Source organism: Candidatus Tisiphia endosymbiont of Mystacides longicornis (assembly GCF_964031095.1).
Classification (GTDB): Bacteria; Pseudomonadota; Alphaproteobacteria; order Rickettsiales; family Rickettsiaceae; genus Tisiphia.
The window spans coordinates 1,580,115-1,599,537 of sequence record NZ_OZ035004.1; the positions used below are offsets into that span (position 1 = coordinate 1,580,115).

At 34.2% G+C, this 19,423-nt stretch carries 20 protein-coding genes; 7 read left to right on the forward strand and 13 right to left on the reverse strand.

Going from position 1 to position 19,423, the window contains the following annotated elements; genetic code table 11:
* Positions 1–47: 47 nt before the first annotated feature.
* The gene (gene lanKC, locus ACQH6S_RS08010) at positions 48–2,711 is read right to left on the reverse strand and encodes a class III lanthionine synthetase LanKC (RefSeq protein ID WP_425364508.1); all 2,664 of its coding nucleotides are present in this window, start codon (positions 2,709–2,711) and stop codon (positions 48–50) included.
* Positions 2,712–3,247: 536 nt separating this feature from the next.
* On the opposite strand from lanKC, the gene ACQH6S_RS08015 reads away from it, so the two are divergent.
* Both ACQH6S_RS08015 and ACQH6S_RS08020 read left to right on the forward strand, forming a co-directional pair.
* Positions 3,248–3,496, forward strand: coding sequence for a hypothetical protein (locus ACQH6S_RS08015; RefSeq protein ID WP_341758049.1), 249 nt, complete (start codon positions 3,248–3,250; stop codon positions 3,494–3,496).
* 302 nt (positions 3,497–3,798) lie between these two features.
* Positions 3,799–4,908 carry an IS66 family transposase gene (locus ACQH6S_RS08020; protein WP_425364395.1) on the forward strand — a complete coding sequence of 370 codons (1,110 nt, stop codon included), beginning with the start codon at positions 3,799–3,801 and terminating at the stop codon, positions 4,906–4,908.
* Here ACQH6S_RS08020 and tnpB (ACQH6S_RS08025) read toward each other — a convergent pair.
* The 5 genes from tnpB (ACQH6S_RS08025) to ACQH6S_RS08045 all read right to left on the reverse strand — a co-directional run bounded on the left by tnpB (ACQH6S_RS08025) (position 4,905) and on the right by ACQH6S_RS08045 (position 8,242).
* Entirely contained in the window at positions 4,905–5,258 is a 354-nt protein-coding gene (gene tnpB, locus ACQH6S_RS08025; protein ID WP_341752109.1) for an IS66 family insertion sequence element accessory protein TnpB, read from the reverse strand. The two genes, ACQH6S_RS08020 and tnpB (ACQH6S_RS08025), sit on opposite strands and share 4 nt — an antisense overlap.
* Positions 5,246–5,671: a hypothetical protein gene (locus ACQH6S_RS08030; protein ID WP_341758053.1), complete on the reverse strand. Its 426-nt coding sequence runs from the start codon at positions 5,669–5,671 to the stop codon at positions 5,246–5,248. Before ACQH6S_RS08030 ends, tnpB (ACQH6S_RS08025) begins: the two co-directional genes overlap by 13 nt.
* Before the next feature lie 303 nt (positions 5,672–5,974).
* Entirely contained in the window at positions 5,975–7,582 is a 1,608-nt protein-coding gene (gene tnpC, locus ACQH6S_RS08035) for an IS66 family transposase (protein ID WP_425364509.1), read from the reverse strand.
* A gap of 25 nt (positions 7,583–7,607) precedes the next feature.
* Positions 7,608–7,958, reverse strand: coding sequence for an IS66 family insertion sequence element accessory protein TnpB (gene tnpB, locus ACQH6S_RS08040; protein ID WP_425364510.1), 351 nt, complete (start codon positions 7,956–7,958; stop codon positions 7,608–7,610).
* A complete protein-coding gene (locus tag ACQH6S_RS08045) occupies positions 7,952–8,242 on the reverse strand; it encodes a hypothetical protein (RefSeq protein WP_425364511.1) in 291 nt (96 codons plus the stop codon). Before ACQH6S_RS08045 ends, tnpB (ACQH6S_RS08040) begins: the two co-directional genes overlap by 7 nt.
* Before the next feature lie 202 nt (positions 8,243–8,444).
* Between ACQH6S_RS08045 and ACQH6S_RS08050 the strand changes: the two genes are divergently transcribed.
* Positions 8,445–8,693, forward strand: coding sequence for a hypothetical protein (locus ACQH6S_RS08050; RefSeq protein WP_341758049.1), 249 nt, complete (start codon positions 8,445–8,447; stop codon positions 8,691–8,693).
* Positions 8,694–8,995: 302 nt separating this feature from the next.
* On the forward strand, positions 8,996–10,105 hold the full coding sequence (locus tag ACQH6S_RS08055) for an IS66 family transposase (RefSeq protein WP_425364395.1): 1,110 nt from the start codon (positions 8,996–8,998) through the stop codon (positions 10,103–10,105).
* Here the strand turns inward: ACQH6S_RS08055 and tnpB (ACQH6S_RS08060) are convergent.
* The 3 genes from tnpB (ACQH6S_RS08060) to ACQH6S_RS08070 form a co-directional block, all read right to left on the reverse strand.
* Positions 10,102–10,455, reverse strand: a complete 354-nt coding sequence (tnpB, locus tag ACQH6S_RS08060; protein WP_341752109.1) for an IS66 family insertion sequence element accessory protein TnpB — start codon at positions 10,453–10,455, stop codon at positions 10,102–10,104. The genes ACQH6S_RS08055 and tnpB (ACQH6S_RS08060) overlap by 4 nt on opposite strands.
* Positions 10,443–10,868, reverse strand: a complete 426-nt coding sequence (locus ACQH6S_RS08065; RefSeq protein ID WP_341758053.1) for a hypothetical protein — start codon at positions 10,866–10,868, stop codon at positions 10,443–10,445. The genes tnpB (ACQH6S_RS08060) and ACQH6S_RS08065 overlap by 13 nt, the downstream gene beginning before the upstream one ends.
* Positions 10,869–11,083: 215 nt before the next feature.
* A protein-coding gene (locus ACQH6S_RS08070) for an IS5 family transposase (RefSeq protein WP_425364712.1) occupies positions 11,084–11,847 on the reverse strand; the annotation gives its coding sequence in 2 pieces (ribosomal slippage) (positions 11,084–11,490 and positions 11,490–11,847; 765 coding nt in all).
* Between the two features lie 69 nt (positions 11,848–11,916).
* Between ACQH6S_RS08070 and ACQH6S_RS08075 the strand changes: the two genes are divergently transcribed.
* Entirely contained in the window at positions 11,917–12,801 is an 885-nt protein-coding gene (locus tag ACQH6S_RS08075; protein ID WP_425364512.1) for a hypothetical protein, read from the forward strand.
* 64 nt (positions 12,802–12,865) lie between these two features.
* On the opposite strand, the gene ACQH6S_RS08080 is transcribed toward ACQH6S_RS08075, so the two are convergent.
* From ACQH6S_RS08080 to ACQH6S_RS08090, 3 genes are all read right to left on the reverse strand, one after another.
* Positions 12,866–14,683 carry an AAA family ATPase gene (locus tag ACQH6S_RS08080; protein ID WP_425364513.1) on the reverse strand — a complete coding sequence of 606 codons (1,818 nt, stop codon included), beginning with the start codon at positions 14,681–14,683 and terminating at the stop codon, positions 12,866–12,868.
* A gap of 149 nt (positions 14,684–14,832) precedes the next feature.
* A complete protein-coding gene (locus ACQH6S_RS08085; RefSeq protein WP_425364514.1) occupies positions 14,833–16,035 on the reverse strand; it encodes a hypothetical protein in 1,203 nt (400 codons plus the stop codon).
* Positions 16,036–16,072: 37 nt separating this feature from the next.
* Positions 16,073–17,215: a hypothetical protein gene (locus tag ACQH6S_RS08090; RefSeq protein WP_425364515.1), complete on the reverse strand. Its 1,143-nt coding sequence runs from the start codon at positions 17,213–17,215 to the stop codon at positions 16,073–16,075.
* A gap of 64 nt (positions 17,216–17,279) precedes the next feature.
* On the opposite strand from ACQH6S_RS08090, the gene ACQH6S_RS08095 reads away from it, so the two are divergent.
* Together ACQH6S_RS08095 and tnpB (ACQH6S_RS08100) are read left to right on the forward strand one after the other, a co-directional pair.
* On the forward strand, positions 17,280–17,705 hold the full coding sequence (locus ACQH6S_RS08095; protein WP_341758053.1) for a hypothetical protein: 426 nt from the start codon (positions 17,280–17,282) through the stop codon (positions 17,703–17,705).
* Positions 17,693–18,046 (forward strand): IS66 family insertion sequence element accessory protein TnpB, encoded by a 354-nt coding sequence (gene tnpB, locus ACQH6S_RS08100; protein WP_341752109.1) that lies wholly within the window; start codon positions 17,693–17,695, stop codon positions 18,044–18,046. Before ACQH6S_RS08095 ends, tnpB (ACQH6S_RS08100) begins: the two co-directional genes overlap by 13 nt.
* Here tnpB (ACQH6S_RS08100) and ACQH6S_RS08105 read toward each other — a convergent pair.
* Positions 18,043–19,152 (reverse strand): IS66 family transposase, encoded by a 1,110-nt coding sequence (locus ACQH6S_RS08105; RefSeq protein ID WP_425364395.1) that lies wholly within the window; start codon positions 19,150–19,152, stop codon positions 18,043–18,045. The two genes, tnpB (ACQH6S_RS08100) and ACQH6S_RS08105, sit on opposite strands and share 4 nt — an antisense overlap.
* Positions 19,153–19,423: the final 271 nt, after the last annotated feature.

Below are 19,423 nucleotides of genomic sequence, written 5' to 3' on the forward strand. Positions count from 1 at the left end.
ACTGTTTCTAACCTTTTGCTATAGTCAGATTAATATCTACTAAATTTTTATTTTAAATCAAGGAAGAGTTCACTACCTTTACCTTGCATAGAGAGTCTATGTAGGAATAGACCAATTCCTGCCGATCCTGTACCATAATCTGTACATATAGCTGCAAGTTTATCTCCTGGAAATGCAATACCATCGTTGTTACAACATTGATATAACATTATACGCTGAGCAATCTGGTGTGCTTCTTGCAAGTAATTCTTGTGCTGTGTTGCAGAATATAAATCAAGAAAAAAAATACCGATACCAGCCATTCCTACAAATAATCCGGGATATATACAGTATTTACTGACAACAGAATCTGCAATTTTTTTTGCTAACTCTAAATAATAGCAGTCTCCTAAAGCTAGGTAAAACCGAATGGCAACCAAACCTATCCCGATTGAGCCAAATTGAAAGTATGGGTAGATTGTTTTTTCGTTATAATTTTTACGCCACACTAGGTCATGATCTATAACTTGTCCATTATTAATCTCAGATTGCATAACACATTCAGCTTTTTCCAAGTAAATCTGATCCTGGGACAACTGAAATAGTTGCAAAAGGAACAAGGCTATTCCAGCATTACCATGCAAAAGACCGGAGTAGCACTGCCCATCAATATTCTGATATATAGTCATACCTTTTTGATAAATTAGTTTATTATAGACCACGTGAGCTGCCTCTAGGGCACCGTCAAGGAATTGCTGACACTTTGTTTTCTCATAAAAATATAAACTCGCAAGTCCCCAACCCGAAGCACCGTAAAATAAGTCCGCAGCTTCATCTCTAAATTTCAAACTATAGACTCGTTTCATCAGCTCTAAGCCTTCGGTTTTAAGACCACATGCGTGTAGAGACCACGCTATTCCAGATAGCCCAATATATAAACCAGGAGGGAAATTTTCCAGATCTTCATTTTGTATTTCACTCCATATAATCGATAAGAGCTGTTGGGTCGAGGTAGCAGCCCTTTTGTGCAAAAAATATAAAACACCTAGAGATCCATAAGCTACACTTAATCTGTTAGTCGTCAATGCACGATAATCTAATGGAAAGACAGTTCCTTTCATGGGGTATTCTACGAAACGCTCTATGTAATTAGTCATCCTTTCTAGGATTTGAGACAGATTCATTTCGTTGGTGTGTGGTTGCATGCCAAGGTGGGGTCTCTTTTGTCCACCCTCCTTTAGTGCATTAGACAATGTCTCTATAGCCTGCTTTGCATCCGAAATTTGGTTTTGCCTAAGTGCTTCTTTAATAGTAATAAACTCCAAGGGTAATCCATGACTCTTAACCAATGACTCTAAATATCTTTCTTTTGCGTCTGGGTTTATAGCAAATAATGAGCATATTGGGTGAAGTAGATGAATAGATAAAGAACTAACAGCACACCAGTCCTCTATTTGGGTTGGCTTTTTTTGCTTATCCTTATGGTAAGTTGTAAAACCTCTACTCGTAATTCTTGCATAAAATCGCTCTTCTTTTTGATCATATGCCCCCTCCAAATCAATAAAGCAAACTTCCAGTGTTTTTGGATGAAAAAGGATATTTTGGGGGGCGATATCCCCTATAATAATCCCCATCTGATGAATTTTTTCAACGGTATCAATGATATTTTTTAATAAGGCTAGATGTCTCCTGCAGAATACACTAAAATCATGTATAATACCTTTAATAAGGATATTATGACTTTGCCAATCGGTATAATTGAGCGTATCAAATGGGATATATTCCAATACCAAAAAATAATGTTGCCAGTCATAGAAGGAATCAATGACTCTGGGTGTTAGCCTTATATCTTGAAGTCGGTTGAGAACATGCTCTTCATGCATTAAACCTACAATCGCATCTTTCTCACTCTGGCGATTTCGATTGATGAATGACCTTGCCTCTTTTAGAACTACTTTAGTATCGGTTTGGCTATCATTAGCAAGATAAACACCACCTTTGCTAGAATGGGATGAAAGTGCATTAATAACCTGATATCGCTGATTTAAAAGCGAGTTTTCCGGATACTGGATTACTTCCTCAAATGGTTCTGAGACTCCATCAGGTAGCTGATAGTAAGGGAGTCTTACATCAACGTCTCTGCTTTCTGCATCAATGATGGCAGGGTTATATTCTCCAAGAACATTTCTCTGTTTATTACCTACGAATGAGCCAAATCGATAAAATAAGCATCTACTGTTTTGATAAGGTCGGTCGCTTAAAATAAAAGGACCAAAAAAATCTTTGGTGACCTCATGTAGCCTTTGTAATATTTCCTTAAATAGGTCAATATCTGGTGGATACACTGTTAGAAATTTGCTAGCAGACACCTTGTTACAAGCCTGAGAATTAAAAAAATCATGAATCTCAGGATCTACCAAAAACTTAAAAGCTACTTGGCTCTTAATAAGAATGGGAACAATTTGTTTTAAAGCATATTCGGTAACTTCAGACACTAACGATATATGAATCTTAAAACCGTAACTTTTGATCTTAATTTGATCTGACTTCACTACGTACCAAGCTTCTCTACGCTGGATACTCCAATTCCTTGGTAACATCTGATTTACCCATTCAAAATAGCAGAAATCTCTTACCTCATAGTTTTCCATATTTGTAAAGAAGTACGGTTGACTAAATAAATAATGCTGTAGATCTCCTTCGGATACACGTCTATCTATATTTCCGTTCATAATATTCTTTTTAATCTTTATTCGTTTAAATATTTGTAAAGTTAAATGGTAAAAATAAAATTTAGTTGCCTAGACTTCGAAATTTTTAAATTTCGAAGTCTAGGTGTAAACATGAGTGAACACAAAAAATAATCTACTGAAAAAGATAAGCATAATGCTAACATTAGTATTAAATCAAATTTTATCTCGCACTCATTTTTTCAAAAACTACCAAACACTGATTTGAGATGGATTACAAGTACCTTGTGCAGCAGATAATTTTTGAAGGTTAAGGACATTTAACATAATATTACTCCTTTATTAATTCAGGTTAATTGTTATTGTATCACCGCAATACAATAACAATTAAAAATATAATAAATAGTATACTTGCAGCAAAACTGCGTAACACTATCTAATTTCTTTGCTAGTATGAATTTATTGTATAAATTTGGATTTCTACTATGCAAATATCACCGATTAATAAAAAACAGATTAATAAAAAAACTAGTTGAAAAAGTAGCAGTCATATTATAATATTTGAAATATTAATAATAATGATAATTAATCAAATGAAAAAACCAAAAGTAGCGACCTTAAGTGCTGAAGAACGAGAAGAACTAATACAGCATGTCAAGGAAAGTTCATTAACGGGAGATGAACAGCAAACGATAGTAGAGCTTGTGAAATTTTGTAACGAGCTAATAGACAAGCTAGCATCATCAAATATCAGTATAAATAAGCTTAAGGAAATGCTGATTGGTTTTAAGGCAGATCACAAAAAAAAGATAGTTCAGATTCATTAAAAGAACCGCCAGGTGAATCTGATAACGGGAATGGTGGTAATGAAGGAGAGTGCGATAAGCCCAAAAAGATAGATCGTAGTAATTGGCAAGGTAAATATGGGTTTGATGATTATAAGGATGCGAATACCAGCTATTTAACTCCTGAGAATTTTTGTAGTGGTGATAGCTGTCCTCACTGCTATAATGGCAAACTATATAATAGTGAAGCTAGAAAATTGCTACAATTTACAGGTAATGCTCCAATTACAGTCAACAGATATGTAAAGAAAACGTTACGCTGTAATGCTTGCGATTATACAGTTATGAACAATAAAAATATCAACAAATGGACAAATAGTAGCAGAAGTGCAATAGTGTTACAAAAGACCTATGGTACTCCTTTCTACCGTTTATCTAGGCTACAGAGTTTAAGCGGGGTTCCTATAGCATACAGCTCGCTCTGGCAACAATATTTAGATGTTTGGCAAGAAGGTGGTGGAGCTGAAATTTACGGGGTATTATTGGAAATGGCTGCCGAATGTAGTTCACTGAACCTTGATGATACTAGAGCTAGGATTTTAGAAATTACTATAGCCAATAAAAAATTACGTACTCAAAATAAGAAAGGACGCAGCTGTTATACTACTACAATATGTGCTAAGACTGCAAATAATGAGGTAATAGTTTTATATTTTACCGGTAATAGGCATGGTGGAGAAAATATAGGTAACGTACTAAAGAATCGTAAGAATAGAACAGATTCTATCCAATTAATGACTGACGCAAGTAACAATAATAACCCGGTATTATCAGAAGCAGATAAAGAATTACTGGCAATAATAGTGATGATCAATTGTTTGTCACATGGTCAGAGAAAATTTACAGAAAATGAACTATATTACCCTGAAGAATGCGGATATTTTCTCAAACAAACACGTGGGATTTACCACAATGAACATCAATGTAAAGAGATGAGTCCTGAAGAGAAACTTGGGTATCATCAGGAACATAGCAGTAAATATATAGAAAACATATATAACAAAATAGACGAATTATTTAACGACAAGAAAGTTGAGCCTAATAGTAGGCTTGGACAAGCTATGAAATATTGGATAAATAATAAAGAAGGTTTGACCCAATTTTTAAAAATCCCAGTTAGCAATCTTGATAATAATTGGGCTGAGAGATCACTGCGTACCATTATTTTACAAAGGAAGAATTCATTATTCTTTAAAACAATCAATAGTGCTGAGATACATAGTGGTCTGTATAGTATAGTAAAGACTTGTAGTGAGAACGAGATCAATGCCTTTAAATATTTAAATTGGCTACAAGAGCATAGTAGCAAAGCAAAGAAGCATCCTGAGGATTATACGCCTTTTGCCTATGCAAGATATATGAATAATACGGAATTAATCGAGACAGCAGCTTAAACGACAGGAAGCCAATCATTAGAGAATTTGGCAGAACTAGGATCGCCATTATGAATAAGAATGTGTAAGGTTCTATAACAAATTTGGTAAGATGAATTATCAGATGGGAAAAGTTTTGCCGTAAATTTACCTTTGGATAGGCGTTTAGAGCATAGCCAAAAGCCTTGACCGTCAAAGGACAAAATTTTAATGGCAGTTCTGTTTTTATTATAGAATAAAAACAAGGAACCATTAAGAGGGTCAGAAGAAAGTTTTTGTCTACAAACAGCGATTAAGCCATCGATACCCTTGCGAAAATCGATGGCAATAGTGGCAACAAAAATAACTGACGCCGGGGTTAGTTGCAGCATAAAAATGTCTGAATTATAGTTTTTGGCTCTAGTGTTTGGATAATAAGCTTGGTACCATTTGGTTTAATAATGTGACAAGTATAGTGATTTTGCTTGGGAGCAGCTACAGGATCGGTATCTATAGAATTTACTAGTTGAAATGGGAGAAAATTAATATTTTGTTGTAGGGATTGATTTGAAGTTGAGACAGAAGAAGTTTTGATGGTAGGTTCATGGGCTTTTTTAGTTGAACTAATTGTTGCTTTATTAATATTAAGATGTTTAGCTATCTCTTGGTAAGAATAATGATGGAGTAATTGGTGAACTAATTCCTTTAGATGGTTTGGTATAGGATCAAACTTATTAGTTTTAGTTTGACGCCAAGCTTTAAATTGCTGAGCTACTTGCTCAATAGTAATCGATGGTATTTGCATAGTATGAAACCCAAATGTATAAAAAATTCATACTAACAAAAAAATTAGATAAAGTTATGCAGTTTTGCTGCAAGTATACAATAAATATAAAAGTTTATTACATCAGTAAAAATTACTTATATAAAATTATACATTAATGTGTGGCGACAACTATAATTACCGAGAGCAATAATATAATCTATATAGAACTTATCGACGTTCGTATAGGTTTAGAAGGAATTGCAATACTTGGCAAAGTGTTAGAACATAATGCAATCGCTGATAGTTCGTAACCGTCTAGTAAAGGTGGTCTAGAATTATTATTTATTCTAGTATAATATTCCAAGGGAGGAGGTCTGCAATTTTATGGGCTTTATAATCCTGAATTGTTGCAAGCACTTTTTGCATGTATTTCCAAGGATTGATGTTATTTAATTTAGCAGTTTCAATAATGGAATAGATAATAGCGGCAGTATGACCACCACTGTCTGAGCCAGCAAAAAGCCAATTCTTTCGCCCTATGGCAATTGACCTCATTGCGCGCTCTGCAGTATTGTTGTCAATTTCTATTTTTCCATTATCCAAGAATCTCATCAGTGCTTTTTGATTATTCAAAGCATAAGCAATAGCTTTTGCTGTACTGCTTTTTTTGGGTAGTTGTTCATATGCTTTCCTAAAACCTGCAAACAAATTTTCCACCAGCACTTTAGATTGTTTCGAGCGCGCTTCTAGCCTCTTATCAGGTTCTAATCCTCTTATGTTAGCTTCGATGCCATAAATTTCACCAATCTGCTCCAATATGGCAATAGCTATATTGGCTTTATCATTTGCTATTGTTACTTCGTAAAACTTACGACGCATATGAGCCCAGCACGCTGCTTCTTCTATCTTAGCTGCTGCTTTCTCTTCATTGATATATAATTGGTCATAACCAGCATAAGCATCTGCATGCAAAACCCCTGTAAAATCTTTTAGATGCTCAAGTGGTCTTGTTCCTTTCCGATCAGGACTATAAAAATAGCAAACTGCAACTGGAAACTTATCCCCATGAGGTCTACCATCTGATACATAGGTCCATATTCTCCCAATTTTGGTTTTACCAATCCCAGGAGCTAACACTCTTACTGGCGTATCATCGCCATGTATCTGTTTACTAGCAAAGACAAATTGTTGAATTGCTTTGGCTATTGGCTCTAGCAATCTAGCACATTGTCCTGCCCAGCTTGCCATTGTTGTCCTCGAAATTTCTACGCCTTCTCTCTCATAAATTTGCGCTTGACGATATAGTGGTAGATGATTGCAATATTTTTGAATTAATATATGTGCTAGTAACCCAGCCCCCGCCTTACCTTTATCAATGGCTTTTGACGGTGCGTAGGCTTGTACTATTTTCTCACAGTGGGTGCAGGCACAGCGTGGTCTTACATGCCGTATCTCCTTAAATGATGATGGAACATATTCTAATGTTTCTGAGATGTCATCACTTATCTTACGGAATTCCACTCCACCACATCCAGGACACTGTTCAACAGGCTTTAATACCACATCTTCTCTTGGTAAATGATCCGGTAATTTCTGACGCTTTGGCTTCTGTTTACTATCATTTGAAGTGACTATACTCTTATCGGAATTAGCATTATTTGGCTCAGTTTTAAATCCTAAAATTAGCTCGTTTTCTTCTATTTTAAGCTCAACCTCCTCTATTTGTTTGTCTAGCTTTTCTGATGATTTCCCATAACGCTTGGCTTTTAGTAATGCCAACTGTTCTCTTAATGATTGATTCTCAGTGGTTAATGACTGGTTTCCTGTAGTCAGTAATTGATTCTCTGTAATTAGTGACTGTATATTATTATTTAATGCTGCAAGCATCTTATGCAACACTGGTACATCACTAGGTAAATTGTTTAAATCAAAAACCATAACTTTTATCAATAATATATACTTTTACATCAAACTTTTATCCAGCATATTGAGGTTTATTAAACCATTTTGGATTCCGCCAGTCAATAGTTTCTATCAACATTGATAGCTGGGCTTTGGTAATTCCAACAGATTGCTTCTCGTCAACCTTAGGCCATATAAATTTACCACTATCAAGACATTTGTAATATAAACAAAAACCTTGTCCGTCCCACCACAATACCTTTATCCGGTCAGCCTTTTTACCCCTAAATACAAATAAGGCACTCTTGTGAAATTGCTCTGACAATATTGATTGTGCCAGTATTGATAAACCGTTAATGCCCTTACGCATGTCAGTACAACCTGTACAAAGATATATCTTACTATCATGCCCTATATCTAGCATGCTCTATCCAATATTTTAACTATCTCTAATAATTTGCTACTATTAATGTTACCTTCAATTGATAAAGAAAAATCACTAAATGTCAATTCAGCTTTTTTTAATATTGCACATTTTGTTTCCTCTACTGTTGCTTTCTGTATTGATAATTCTACAAATTTGTTGCCTGAATTATTTACTGCTGCTTCTTCCCCTCTTATTCTCTTTTCCCTACTACGCCATCCGTATAATGTCTTCTTCGAAATTCCATAACACTGAGCAACTTGTGATATAATACACCCGGACACATATGACTCCGAAATTATTTGCCTCTTTTGTATACTTGCAGCAAAACTGCGTAACACTATCTAATTTCTTTGCTAGTATGAATTTATTGTATAAATTTGGATTTCTACTATGCAAATATCACCGATTAATAAAAAACAGATTAATAAAAAAACTAGTTGAAAAAGTAGCAGTCATATTATAATATTTGAAATATTAATAATAATGATAATTAATCAAATGAAAAAACCAAAAGTAGCGACCTTAAGTGCTGAAGAACGAGAAGAACTAATACAGCATGTCAAGGAAAGTTCATTAACGGGAGATGAACAGCAAACGATAGTAGAGCTTGTGAAATTTTGTAACGAGCTAATAGACAAGCTAGCATCATCAAATATCAGTATAAATAAGCTTAAGGAAATGCTGATTGGTTTTAAGGCAGATCACAAAAAAAAGATAGTTCAGATTCATTAAAAGAACCGCCAGGTGAATCTGATAACGGGAATGGTGGTAATGAAGGAGAGTGCGATAAGCCCAAAAAGATAGATCGTAGTAATTGGCAAGGTAAATATGGGTTTGATGATTATAAGGATGCGAATACCAGCTATTTAACTCCTGAGAATTTTTGTAGTGGTGATAGCTGTCCTCACTGCTATAATGGCAAACTATATAATAGTGAAGCTAGAAAATTGCTACAATTTACAGGTAATGCTCCAATTACAGTCAACAGATATGTAAAGAAAACGTTACGCTGTAATGCTTGCGATTATACAGTTATGAACAATAAAAATATCAACAAATGGACAAATAGTAGCAGAAGTGCAATAGTGTTACAAAAGACCTATGGTACTCCTTTCTACCGTTTATCTAGGCTACAGAGTTTAAGCGGGGTTCCTATAGCATACAGCTCGCTCTGGCAACAATATTTAGATGTTTGGCAAGAAGGTGGTGGAGCTGAAATTTACGGGGTATTATTGGAAATGGCTGCCGAATGTAGTTCACTGAACCTTGATGATACTAGAGCTAGGATTTTAGAAATTACTATAGCCAATAAAAAATTACGTACTCAAAATAAGAAAGGACGCAGCTGTTATACTACTACAATATGTGCTAAGACTGCAAATAATGAGGTAATAGTTTTATATTTTACCGGTAATAGGCATGGTGGAGAAAATATAGGTAACGTACTAAAGAATCGTAAGAATAGAACAGATTCTATCCAATTAATGACTGACGCAAGTAACAATAATAACCCGGTATTATCAGAAGCAGATAAAGAATTACTGGCAATAATAGTGATGATCAATTGTTTGTCACATGGTCAGAGAAAATTTACAGAAAATGAACTATATTACCCTGAAGAATGCGGATATTTTCTCAAACAAACACGTGGGATTTACCACAATGAACATCAATGTAAAGAGATGAGTCCTGAAGAGAAACTTGGGTATCATCAGGAACATAGCAGTAAATATATAGAAAACATATATAACAAAATAGACGAATTATTTAACGACAAGAAAGTTGAGCCTAATAGTAGGCTTGGACAAGCTATGAAATATTGGATAAATAATAAAGAAGGTTTGACCCAATTTTTAAAAATCCCAGTTAGCAATCTTGATAATAATTGGGCTGAGAGATCACTGCGTACCATTATTTTACAAAGGAAGAATTCATTATTCTTTAAAACAATCAATAGTGCTGAGATACATAGTGGTCTGTATAGTATAGTAAAGACTTGTAGTGAGAACGAGATCAATGCCTTTAAATATTTAAATTGGCTACAAGAGCATAGTAGCAAAGCAAAGAAGCATCCTGAGGATTATACGCCTTTTGCCTATGCAAGATATATGAATAATACGGAATTAATCGAGACAGCAGCTTAAACGACAGGAAGCCAATCATTAGAGAATTTGGCAGAACTAGGATCGCCATTATGAATAAGAATGTGTAAGGTTCTATAACAAATTTGGTAAGATGAATTATCAGATGGGAAAAGTTTTGCCGTAAATTTACCTTTGGATAGGCGTTTAGAGCATAGCCAAAAGCCTTGACCGTCAAAGGACAAAATTTTAATGGCAGTTCTGTTTTTATTATAGAATAAAAACAAGGAACCATTAAGAGGGTCAGAAGAAAGTTTTTGTCTACAAACAGCGATTAAGCCATCGATACCCTTGCGAAAATCGATGGCAATAGTGGCAACAAAAATAACTGACGCCGGGGTTAGTTGCAGCATAAAAATGTCTGAATTATAGTTTTTGGCTCTAGTGTTTGGATAATAAGCTTGGTACCATTTGGTTTAATAATGTGACAAGTATAGTGATTTTGCTTGGGAGCAGCTACAGGATCGGTATCTATAGAATTTACTAGTTGAAATGGGAGAAAATTAATATTTTGTTGTAGGGATTGATTTGAAGTTGAGACAGAAGAAGTTTTGATGGTAGGTTCATGGGCTTTTTTAGTTGAACTAATTGTTGCTTTATTAATATTAAGATGTTTAGCTATCTCTTGGTAAGAATAATGATGGAGTAATTGGTGAACTAATTCCTTTAGATGGTTTGGTATAGGATCAAACTTATTAGTTTTAGTTTGACGCCAAGCTTTAAATTGCTGAGCTACTTGCTCAATAGTAATCGATGGTATTTGCATAGTATGAAACCCAAATGTATAAAAAATTCATACTAACAAAAAAATTAGATAAAGTTATGCAGTTTTGCTGCAAGTATACCTAGCAAAGAAATTAGATAGTGTTACGCAGTTTTGCTGCAAGTATACCCTTTGCTAGACGGTTACGATAGTTCCACACCAATATGCATTCGTGCTTTAAAACGTACAGGTTATCTTACTGCTGCTAGGGTGTGTCGTCACGAGATTTTAGCCCACATTAGTAATCCCCTTAGACAAAGACCCGCCATGTATGATTTTGTGTTTTTAGCATATCTTGTTGCTATACCACGCCATTCTTTAAATTTTTGAAATGTATTTTCAATAATGTGCCTTAACTTATATAAATCCTTATCTATCTCTCTTTGAATCTTTCTGTTTCTTTTTGATGGTATTACAGGAATTATATTTGCTTGCTCAGCAAATTCTACGATGCTATTTGTGTCATAAGCTTTATCCGCTATAAGGTACTCTGCCTCTATATTTTGGGTTAATTCACAAGCTTGAGTACAATCGTTTCTGGAACCTTCTGTAACAATAATTCTGACCGGCATACCATGCGCATCCACGGCCATATGTACCTTTGTATTGATCCCCCTTTTGTGCGGCTAATCGTTTGATTCCCGCCTTTTGCCCCAAGCCCTGCTTTATGGGCTTTTACAAATGTAGAATCTATCATTAACCATTCGAAATCAGGATCATTTATAAAAATATTTAGTACATTCTCCCATACTCCATTATCTCGCCATCTACAGAATCTTCTGTGTACATTCTTCCAATTCCCATAATCAGGTGGCAAATCTCTCCATGGAGCTCCTGTCCTAAATATCCACATTACTGCATTTACAAAGGTTCTATTATCTCTTGCAACCCCTCCCCAACAACCTTCCCTACCAGGCAAATGGCTTTGTATTTTATTCCAAAGTTCATCGTTTATATCATGTCTTCTATGTGCTAGCCTCATAACTCTTATCCCTATTTCTATTACTATAATTAGTATAAACAACTTCACAATTTATTCAATTACAATCTCGTGACGACATACCCTAGTAAACCAGTAAGATTATATATTCGAGGGATAGAAAGTGCATTACCGCTAATTTGCAAGGGAAAAACTGGTGAGCGTTTAGCTGAGTTAATAGCCAAGAAGCAGATTCCGCATTATTATGGTCACCGTTATGCTTATGGTAATCATCAAGAACTAGTTAGAGCGAAATACTTCGCTAATGAAGAGGAATCTTATATCGAACCGTTACAACCGAATAGTTTTGCTAAAGCAATTCCTAGCTTAACTACAGAGCAATCGCAAGATATTTGGCAGTTATTAACTAACGCTAGTTATATAACCACTGATCAACAACGCACAGATCCATATACTGCAATTGGTAAACGTGGAAAATCATTTTTCCGGGATACAGATTTGTACAATGATTTGGGAACATTGAACAACGATTATAAAGTTTACATGTCACCAATTAAACAATTAGTCGTAGCCTCTATCAGTCAACAACAGACCTTATCGTTAGCAAAATTTGAAGAGACGTTTCTGTCTTGGGCAGGTTACAATGATCAGCAATCAGCTGACTTACTAATTGCTCAAGGAAAAAATACCACTAAATGTATTTATCAAATGTTAACTGATAAAGCTTATTTGCCAATGCAAAATCTGACTAACTCTGCATTAGACAAAAAGTTTGTCACCACTTTGCATAGCTATCCTTCTTTTATACTAGATATCGTACGGATACTCTCACAACACTTTGCTTATGCACTCGGTGAAACTGCCTTTGATGTAGAGTCTTATGAAATTGATGCTAATGGTAATCACCGTCTATTTTATACTGGCTTTCATCGAACTGAACTCACTTATCGTCCTACCAATAATCAAGTTCAAAACATTACAATAGCTGGGGCGTAGTGGACAATTTCAGAACCACGATAGACATAAAATTATTAGTTATTCAAGCCATTACACTCTATTATTAGGGTTCATTAACTTGGTATTGTAATTCCATATTCTTACCGAAAAAAGCCATCGAAAGTTTAATAATTTTTTTGACATGAGAATATTCTTTTATCTTAGTGTCATATTGCTTATCTATAATCTGTTTTAATCCCATTTGGGCTACCAAGGCTAAATCTTCTGCATTTTTAGATATCTTATACTCGATAATCATAGCTTTGTCACCTTTGCCAGCTTTGGGGATCATGATTACATCAGGGCGTCCATCGCCTGATTCTTGCTCGCTTGATATTATATAGCTAGGTGCTAGCATGTTAACAATCCCTAGCATAAAGCCGCTATAAAATAACTCTGCCTTTTTCTCCCCTACCTGATGAAAACTAGTAGCGTTAAGCAGCAACTCCTGCATTCTTTGTTTAAACTCCTCTATTTTACCAGCTGGCAGTAAGCTCATTAGCGGATAATATAATGAGCTATCCATTTGTAATTGTTTGCCAAGCCATTGCAGTAATCTAGTTTCATAAATAAACTTTACTTCTTTATTTGGCGCACTTAATTCAAAAATATTTCTTGTTGGCTCAACAGCAGTAGGATTTAAATAACCACTAAATAGTAATAAGCTAAACAAACCTGAACGTGAACTAATATCAGCAAAACTTATCTGTTTCATAATAGGAGCAATAATAGCTTTACCAGCAGCTAATAGCTGAATATCCTGCTGCATCTCATCTGATAATAAAACATTATCAATCCAACCAGTTCCACCACTGTCAATCCAATAATAATCTAGCTTACCTTTACTTGCCAAGCATCGCATAATAGACCAAGGATTATAGATAATTTCACCACCAAAGCTATAACCATTATACCAACCCTTAATCTCTGCTGGGCTAATAGTAAGTGGTACTTTGCTCAATAACTCTTCTACTTCTCTTGCCGTGAATCCATAAACTTTGGCAAATGGTTCATCTAACAAACTATATTCACTAACATTATTTAGCCCAGAAAATAACTCAGCTTTGCTAATACGCAAAATTCCAGTAATAACTCCCCGTTCAACTGGCAATTCTTGATCGCCAGTTTCCCTTTTAAAGGTAGATTTCATGATTCCACGAAAAATTTCTAACACTTTCTGAAATTCTGCCTCATTAGTACCAAACCATCTGTAAGCACTATTAATGGGCGTATCATATTCATCAATCAATACCCAAGGCTTTTTATTGTAATGTTTGTACAGCAAGTGGCTTAAAATAGCCAAACTATTTTTAATATTGTCTAGAGTTACCTCGCCAAATAAATATTGGTTGAAATCAGCTATCTCACTTGTTTTCAGTTTGTTACTATCACTTAAATAACTATGTGCCTGAAATAATTTTCGTAACTGACTTTTTACTCCTTGTTCAATATCGTGATAGCTTGAACCTTCCACGCTTTTAAAGGTGATGAATATTACGGGAAATTGCCCTTGGCGTTTCATTATATTTTCATAAGACGCTATCTTTAAAGGTTGCAATTTTTTTGCTTCGTCAAACCCCAAATCTACTTCTCCCCCAACAAATAATTTATAATTTACCTGCTTTTCTGTCGGCAAAGGATTGCCCTCATTATCTAGCTCTATTTCTAGAAAACGCCTGACCATATCCATATTAATACTCTTTCCCCAACGCCTTGGTCGAGTAATTAGGGTGACTTTACTGCTATCTTCTAGTAATTCTTTGATCATTAAACTTTTATCAACGAATATATCGCTATTAATTAGCAGATCATAGAAGTCATCACTACCCACTAACATCTTTGGTTGATAATTAATATTATTTTTATTCTTTTTTTCTATCATTGTTTTTATGAGTTTCTACTAACTATAAATACCATTATACACCTTTTTTATTATCCACTAATAGATATTAGTAAAATTTTTGCTAATTATACTATTTTTTTTCAATATTGAAAATCAAGCCTTAACTTTTGCACTCTAGTCAAAATTAATTAATTTATATGTCCTTCTGCACCTAATAGAGATGGTTCAAAGGTTTCATCTGTACTATAGCTATCATGTTGTTCATCTGTTACTTTCTTTATTGATGTTGTATCTACGTCAGTAATTTGCTCACTTACTTTAGACTTATCGTTAGTTGTACTTTTGGCAGTTGCTTTATCAAATGCAACCTGCGTGTTTTTAAGCTGCATTTCAGTAGCTTTTATTTGCCCCATATACTTAACAGTTGTATTTCTTACTTCATCTATCATTTTTTGTAATTCAATCACTTCTTTCTTGTTTAAATCTTGATCTTTTTCCAATTGTTTTATTCTTTCATTATTATTCTCTAATTTTGTCTTACTACCCATACTACTAGAAATTTCAGCCTTGGTTTTTTCAATCTGATCTTTAATATTCTCTATTTGCATTGTACACGCATCTGTTAGAGCGTTCATTTTATCCATGCATTGTTTTAATTTAGTACTTGTTTGCTCGGTGCTTTGCATACTAGCTTTTATTCTATCTATACTTGTTTTAATTGTTCCATACTTGCTATCAAGCAGATTACCAGCAACTTTAGTTTCGGCATTTAATATATCAAAACCACTCGTTAAGTTTATAAAGTTAATTTTGATATTTTTCATTTCTTGTATACACTTAATTTTAGTCTCTCTAATATCGTCCGCATATTGTTTTAGTTCAACCATTTTTTGCTGAAAAACTTCTCCTGTTTTTTCTAGCTCTAGTTGTTTTATTGATATTTGTCTAGCATAGCTTGAAGAAACCTCCAGTGAATCAATTGATGCTTGAATAGCATCTAATTTTGAAATATCACTTACAATATTTTGGACATGTTTCCCAATTATTCCCTCCTCTTTAGGTAGTTTGTTAATCTGTCTAATGTCTTCAGCCGCTAAGTCAGATACACCCATGTCAGCATATAACTTACTTCTACTAGCTAAATAAAGGGGATTTTGATTATTAGTTAAACTTATAGCCTTATTAAAACACTCTAAAGCTTTATCCAAATATGTCTTATCTCCTGTTAATCTTGCTAGCTCTAGTAAAGTAGTTCCTTTCATGTGATAAGCATTATCATCTGTATCATCATTTTTAATATTCATGTCATAGAGTCCAAGCTCATTGATAAGTCTTCCAAGTTTTGTACTATCTATTTGCTTTTTGTGTGATTCATCTGTAAATTTTGCCATAGCAATCCTCCCTTATCATGTTAATAGTAATTAATTATCATTCAGATATATTTATCTCACCTACTAAACTTAACAAACCACCTAATATAATATCATGATCATCATTCTTTATTGCTTCTTTTATTAAATCTTGACTTAATTCTTTACTTAAATTTAACGCCTTATCACAACCAAACAATTTGGCTGCCTTTTCCATTAACTTAAAATCATTTAATAAAGGATTATCATAAATTATTTCATCTACAACGTTAACAACAACAGTTTTTGTTGCTTCTTGAGGGTGGGTTTTATTGTATAGTTCGGTAAGTAATTGTTTTGTTTCCGTATCATCTTTAAATAGCTCTTCTATTTTTGGCATTAATTTTTGAGCCTCTTGACTATTTTGTCCAAACTTGGATTGAGCAATACTATTAATAATAAATAGGGCTACATCTTCTGCAGCCATTTTACTAGCCTGACTTTCAGGAATACTATTTTTGCTAGTTTTTACTTCCTGTTTATTAAATGTATCACTAAACCATTTTTTTACTCCTCCTATTTGTACTGGTTCTTTTGTTTCCTCTGCTTTTAGAATTTGTTTTTTGGCTATCGCAATTTTAATAGCTGAACTTGCTATAGCCAAATTTAAATCTCTTTCAAGAAGAGGAACAGATATATTATCAAATATTACTCTTGGATCTACCTTGCATTTGCCTGCATATTTTTCATAAAAATCATTTACAACAGGCATTATTTTTTCTGCAATAATTAGCGGTGGGGAAAACTTATCCCCTAAACCCAATGCCTTAGATATTTTCTTTACTATTTCATTAGAGTAATCTTTCTTTTCTTTTATTACACCAGTGCTTATCATTCTGTAGGCAAGTAAAACATTAGTTAAAGTCCCATAAAATTTAATAGCATATTCATATAGCTCTACACCATGCTCTTTCTCCAATGATTCAAATTTTTCCTTAGTTTCAACTTCAGCTAGCACATTAGCTTTAAGTAAAGTATCGTCAATATAGACTTGCCATTCTTTTATTATATTTATATCTGTTTCAACTAAATTCACCCTGTTATCAAGTTTTTCAGTTTTAACAGCTACTTTATCAAGACCAGCTTGTGTTTTTATAACCTGAGATGTAATAGCTGTCATTTGCCCCTCATGCTTAACTATTGCACCGTATACTTGCAGCAAAACTGCATAACTTTATCTAATTTTTTTGTTAGTATGAATTTTTTATACATTTGGGTTTCATACTATGCAAATACCATCGATTACTATTGAGCAAGTAGCTCAGCAATTTAAAGCTTGGCGTCAAACTAAAACTAATAAGTTTGATCCTATACCAAACCATCTAAAGGAATTAGTTCACCAATTACTCCATCATTATTCTTACCAAGAGATAGCTAAACATCTTAATATTAATAAAGCAACAATTAGTTCAACTAAAAAAGCCCATGAACCTACCATCAAAACTTCTTCTGTCTCAACTTCAAATCAATCCCTACAACAAAATATTAATTTTCTCCCATTTCAACTAGTAAATTCTATAGATACCGATCCTGTAGCTGCTCCCAAGCAAAATCACTATACTTGTCACATTATTAAACCAAATGGTACCAAGCTTATTATCCAAACACTAGAGCCAAAAACTATAATTCAGACATTTTTATGCTGCAACTAACCCCGGCGTCAGTTATTTTTGTTGCCACTATTGCCATCGATTTTCGCAAGGGTATCGATGGCTTAATCGCTGTTTGTAGACAAAAACTTTCTTCTGACCCTCTTAATGGTTCCTTGTTTTTATTCTATAATAAAAACAGAACTGCCATTAAAATTTTGTCCTTTGACGGTCAAGGCTTTTGGCTATGCTCTAAACGCCTATCCAAAGGTAAATTTACGGCAAAACTTTTCCCATCTGATAATTCATCTTACCAAATTTGTTATAGAACCTTACACATTCTTATTCATAATGGCGATCCTAGTTCTGCCAAATTCTCTAATGATTGGCTTCCTGTCGTTTAAGCTGCTGTCTCGATTAATTCCGTATTATTCATATATCTTGCATAGGCAAAAGGCGTATAATCCTCAGGATGCTTCTTTGCTTTGCTACTATGCTCTTGTAGCCAATTTAAATATTTAAAGGCATTGATCTCGTTCTCACTACAAGTCTTTACTATACTATACAGACCACTATGTATCTCAGCACTATTGATTGTTTTAAAGAATAATGAATTCTTCCTTTGTAAAATAATGGTACGCAGTGATCTCTCAGCCCAATTATTATCAAGATTGCTAACTGGGATTTTTAAAAATTGGGTCAAACCTTCTTTATTATTTATCCAATATTTCATAGCTTGTCCAAGCCTACTATTAGGCTCAACTTTCTTGTCGTTAAATAATTCGTCTATTTTGTTATATATGTTTTCTATATATTTACTGCTATGTTCCTGATGATACCCAAGTTTCTCTTCAGGACTCATCTCTTTACATTGATGTTCATTGTGGTAAATCCCACGTGTTTGTTTGAGAAAATATCCGCATTCTTCAGGGTAATATAGTTCATTTTCTGTAAATTTTCTCTGACCATGTGACAAACAATTGATCATCACTATTATTGCCAGTAATTCTTTATCTGCTTCTGATAATACCGGGTTATTATTGTTACTTGCGTCAGTCATTAATTGGATAGAATCTGTTCTATTCTTACGATTCTTTAGTACGTTACCTATATTTTCTCCACCATGCCTATTACCGGTAAAATATAAAACTATTACCTCATTATTTGCAGTCTTAGCACATATTGTAGTAGTATAACAGCTGCGTCCTTTCTTATTTTGAGTACGTAATTTTTTATTGGCTATAGTAATTTCTAAAATCCTAGCTCTAGTATCATCAAGGTTCAGTGAACTACATTCGGCAGCCATTTCCAATAATACCCCGTAAATTTCAGCTCCACCACCTTCTTGCCAAACATCTAAATATTGTTGCCAGAGCGAGCTGTATGCTATAGGAACCCCGCTTAAACTCTGTAGCCTAGATAAACGGTAGAAAGGAGTACCATAGGTCTTTTGTAACACTATTGCACTTCTGCTACTATTTGTCCATTTGTTGATATTTTTATTGTTCATAACTGTATAATCGCAAGCATTACAGCGTAACGTTTTCTTTACATATCTGTTGACTGTAATTGGAGCATTACCTGTAAATTGTAGCAATTTTCTAGCTTCACTATTATATAGTTTGCCATTATAGCAGTGAGGACAGCTATCACCACTACAAAAATTCTCAGGAGTTAAATAGCTGGTATTCGCATCCTTATAATCATCAAACCCATATTTACCTTGCCAATTACTACGATCTATCTTTTTGGGCTTATCGCACTCTCCTTCATTACCACCA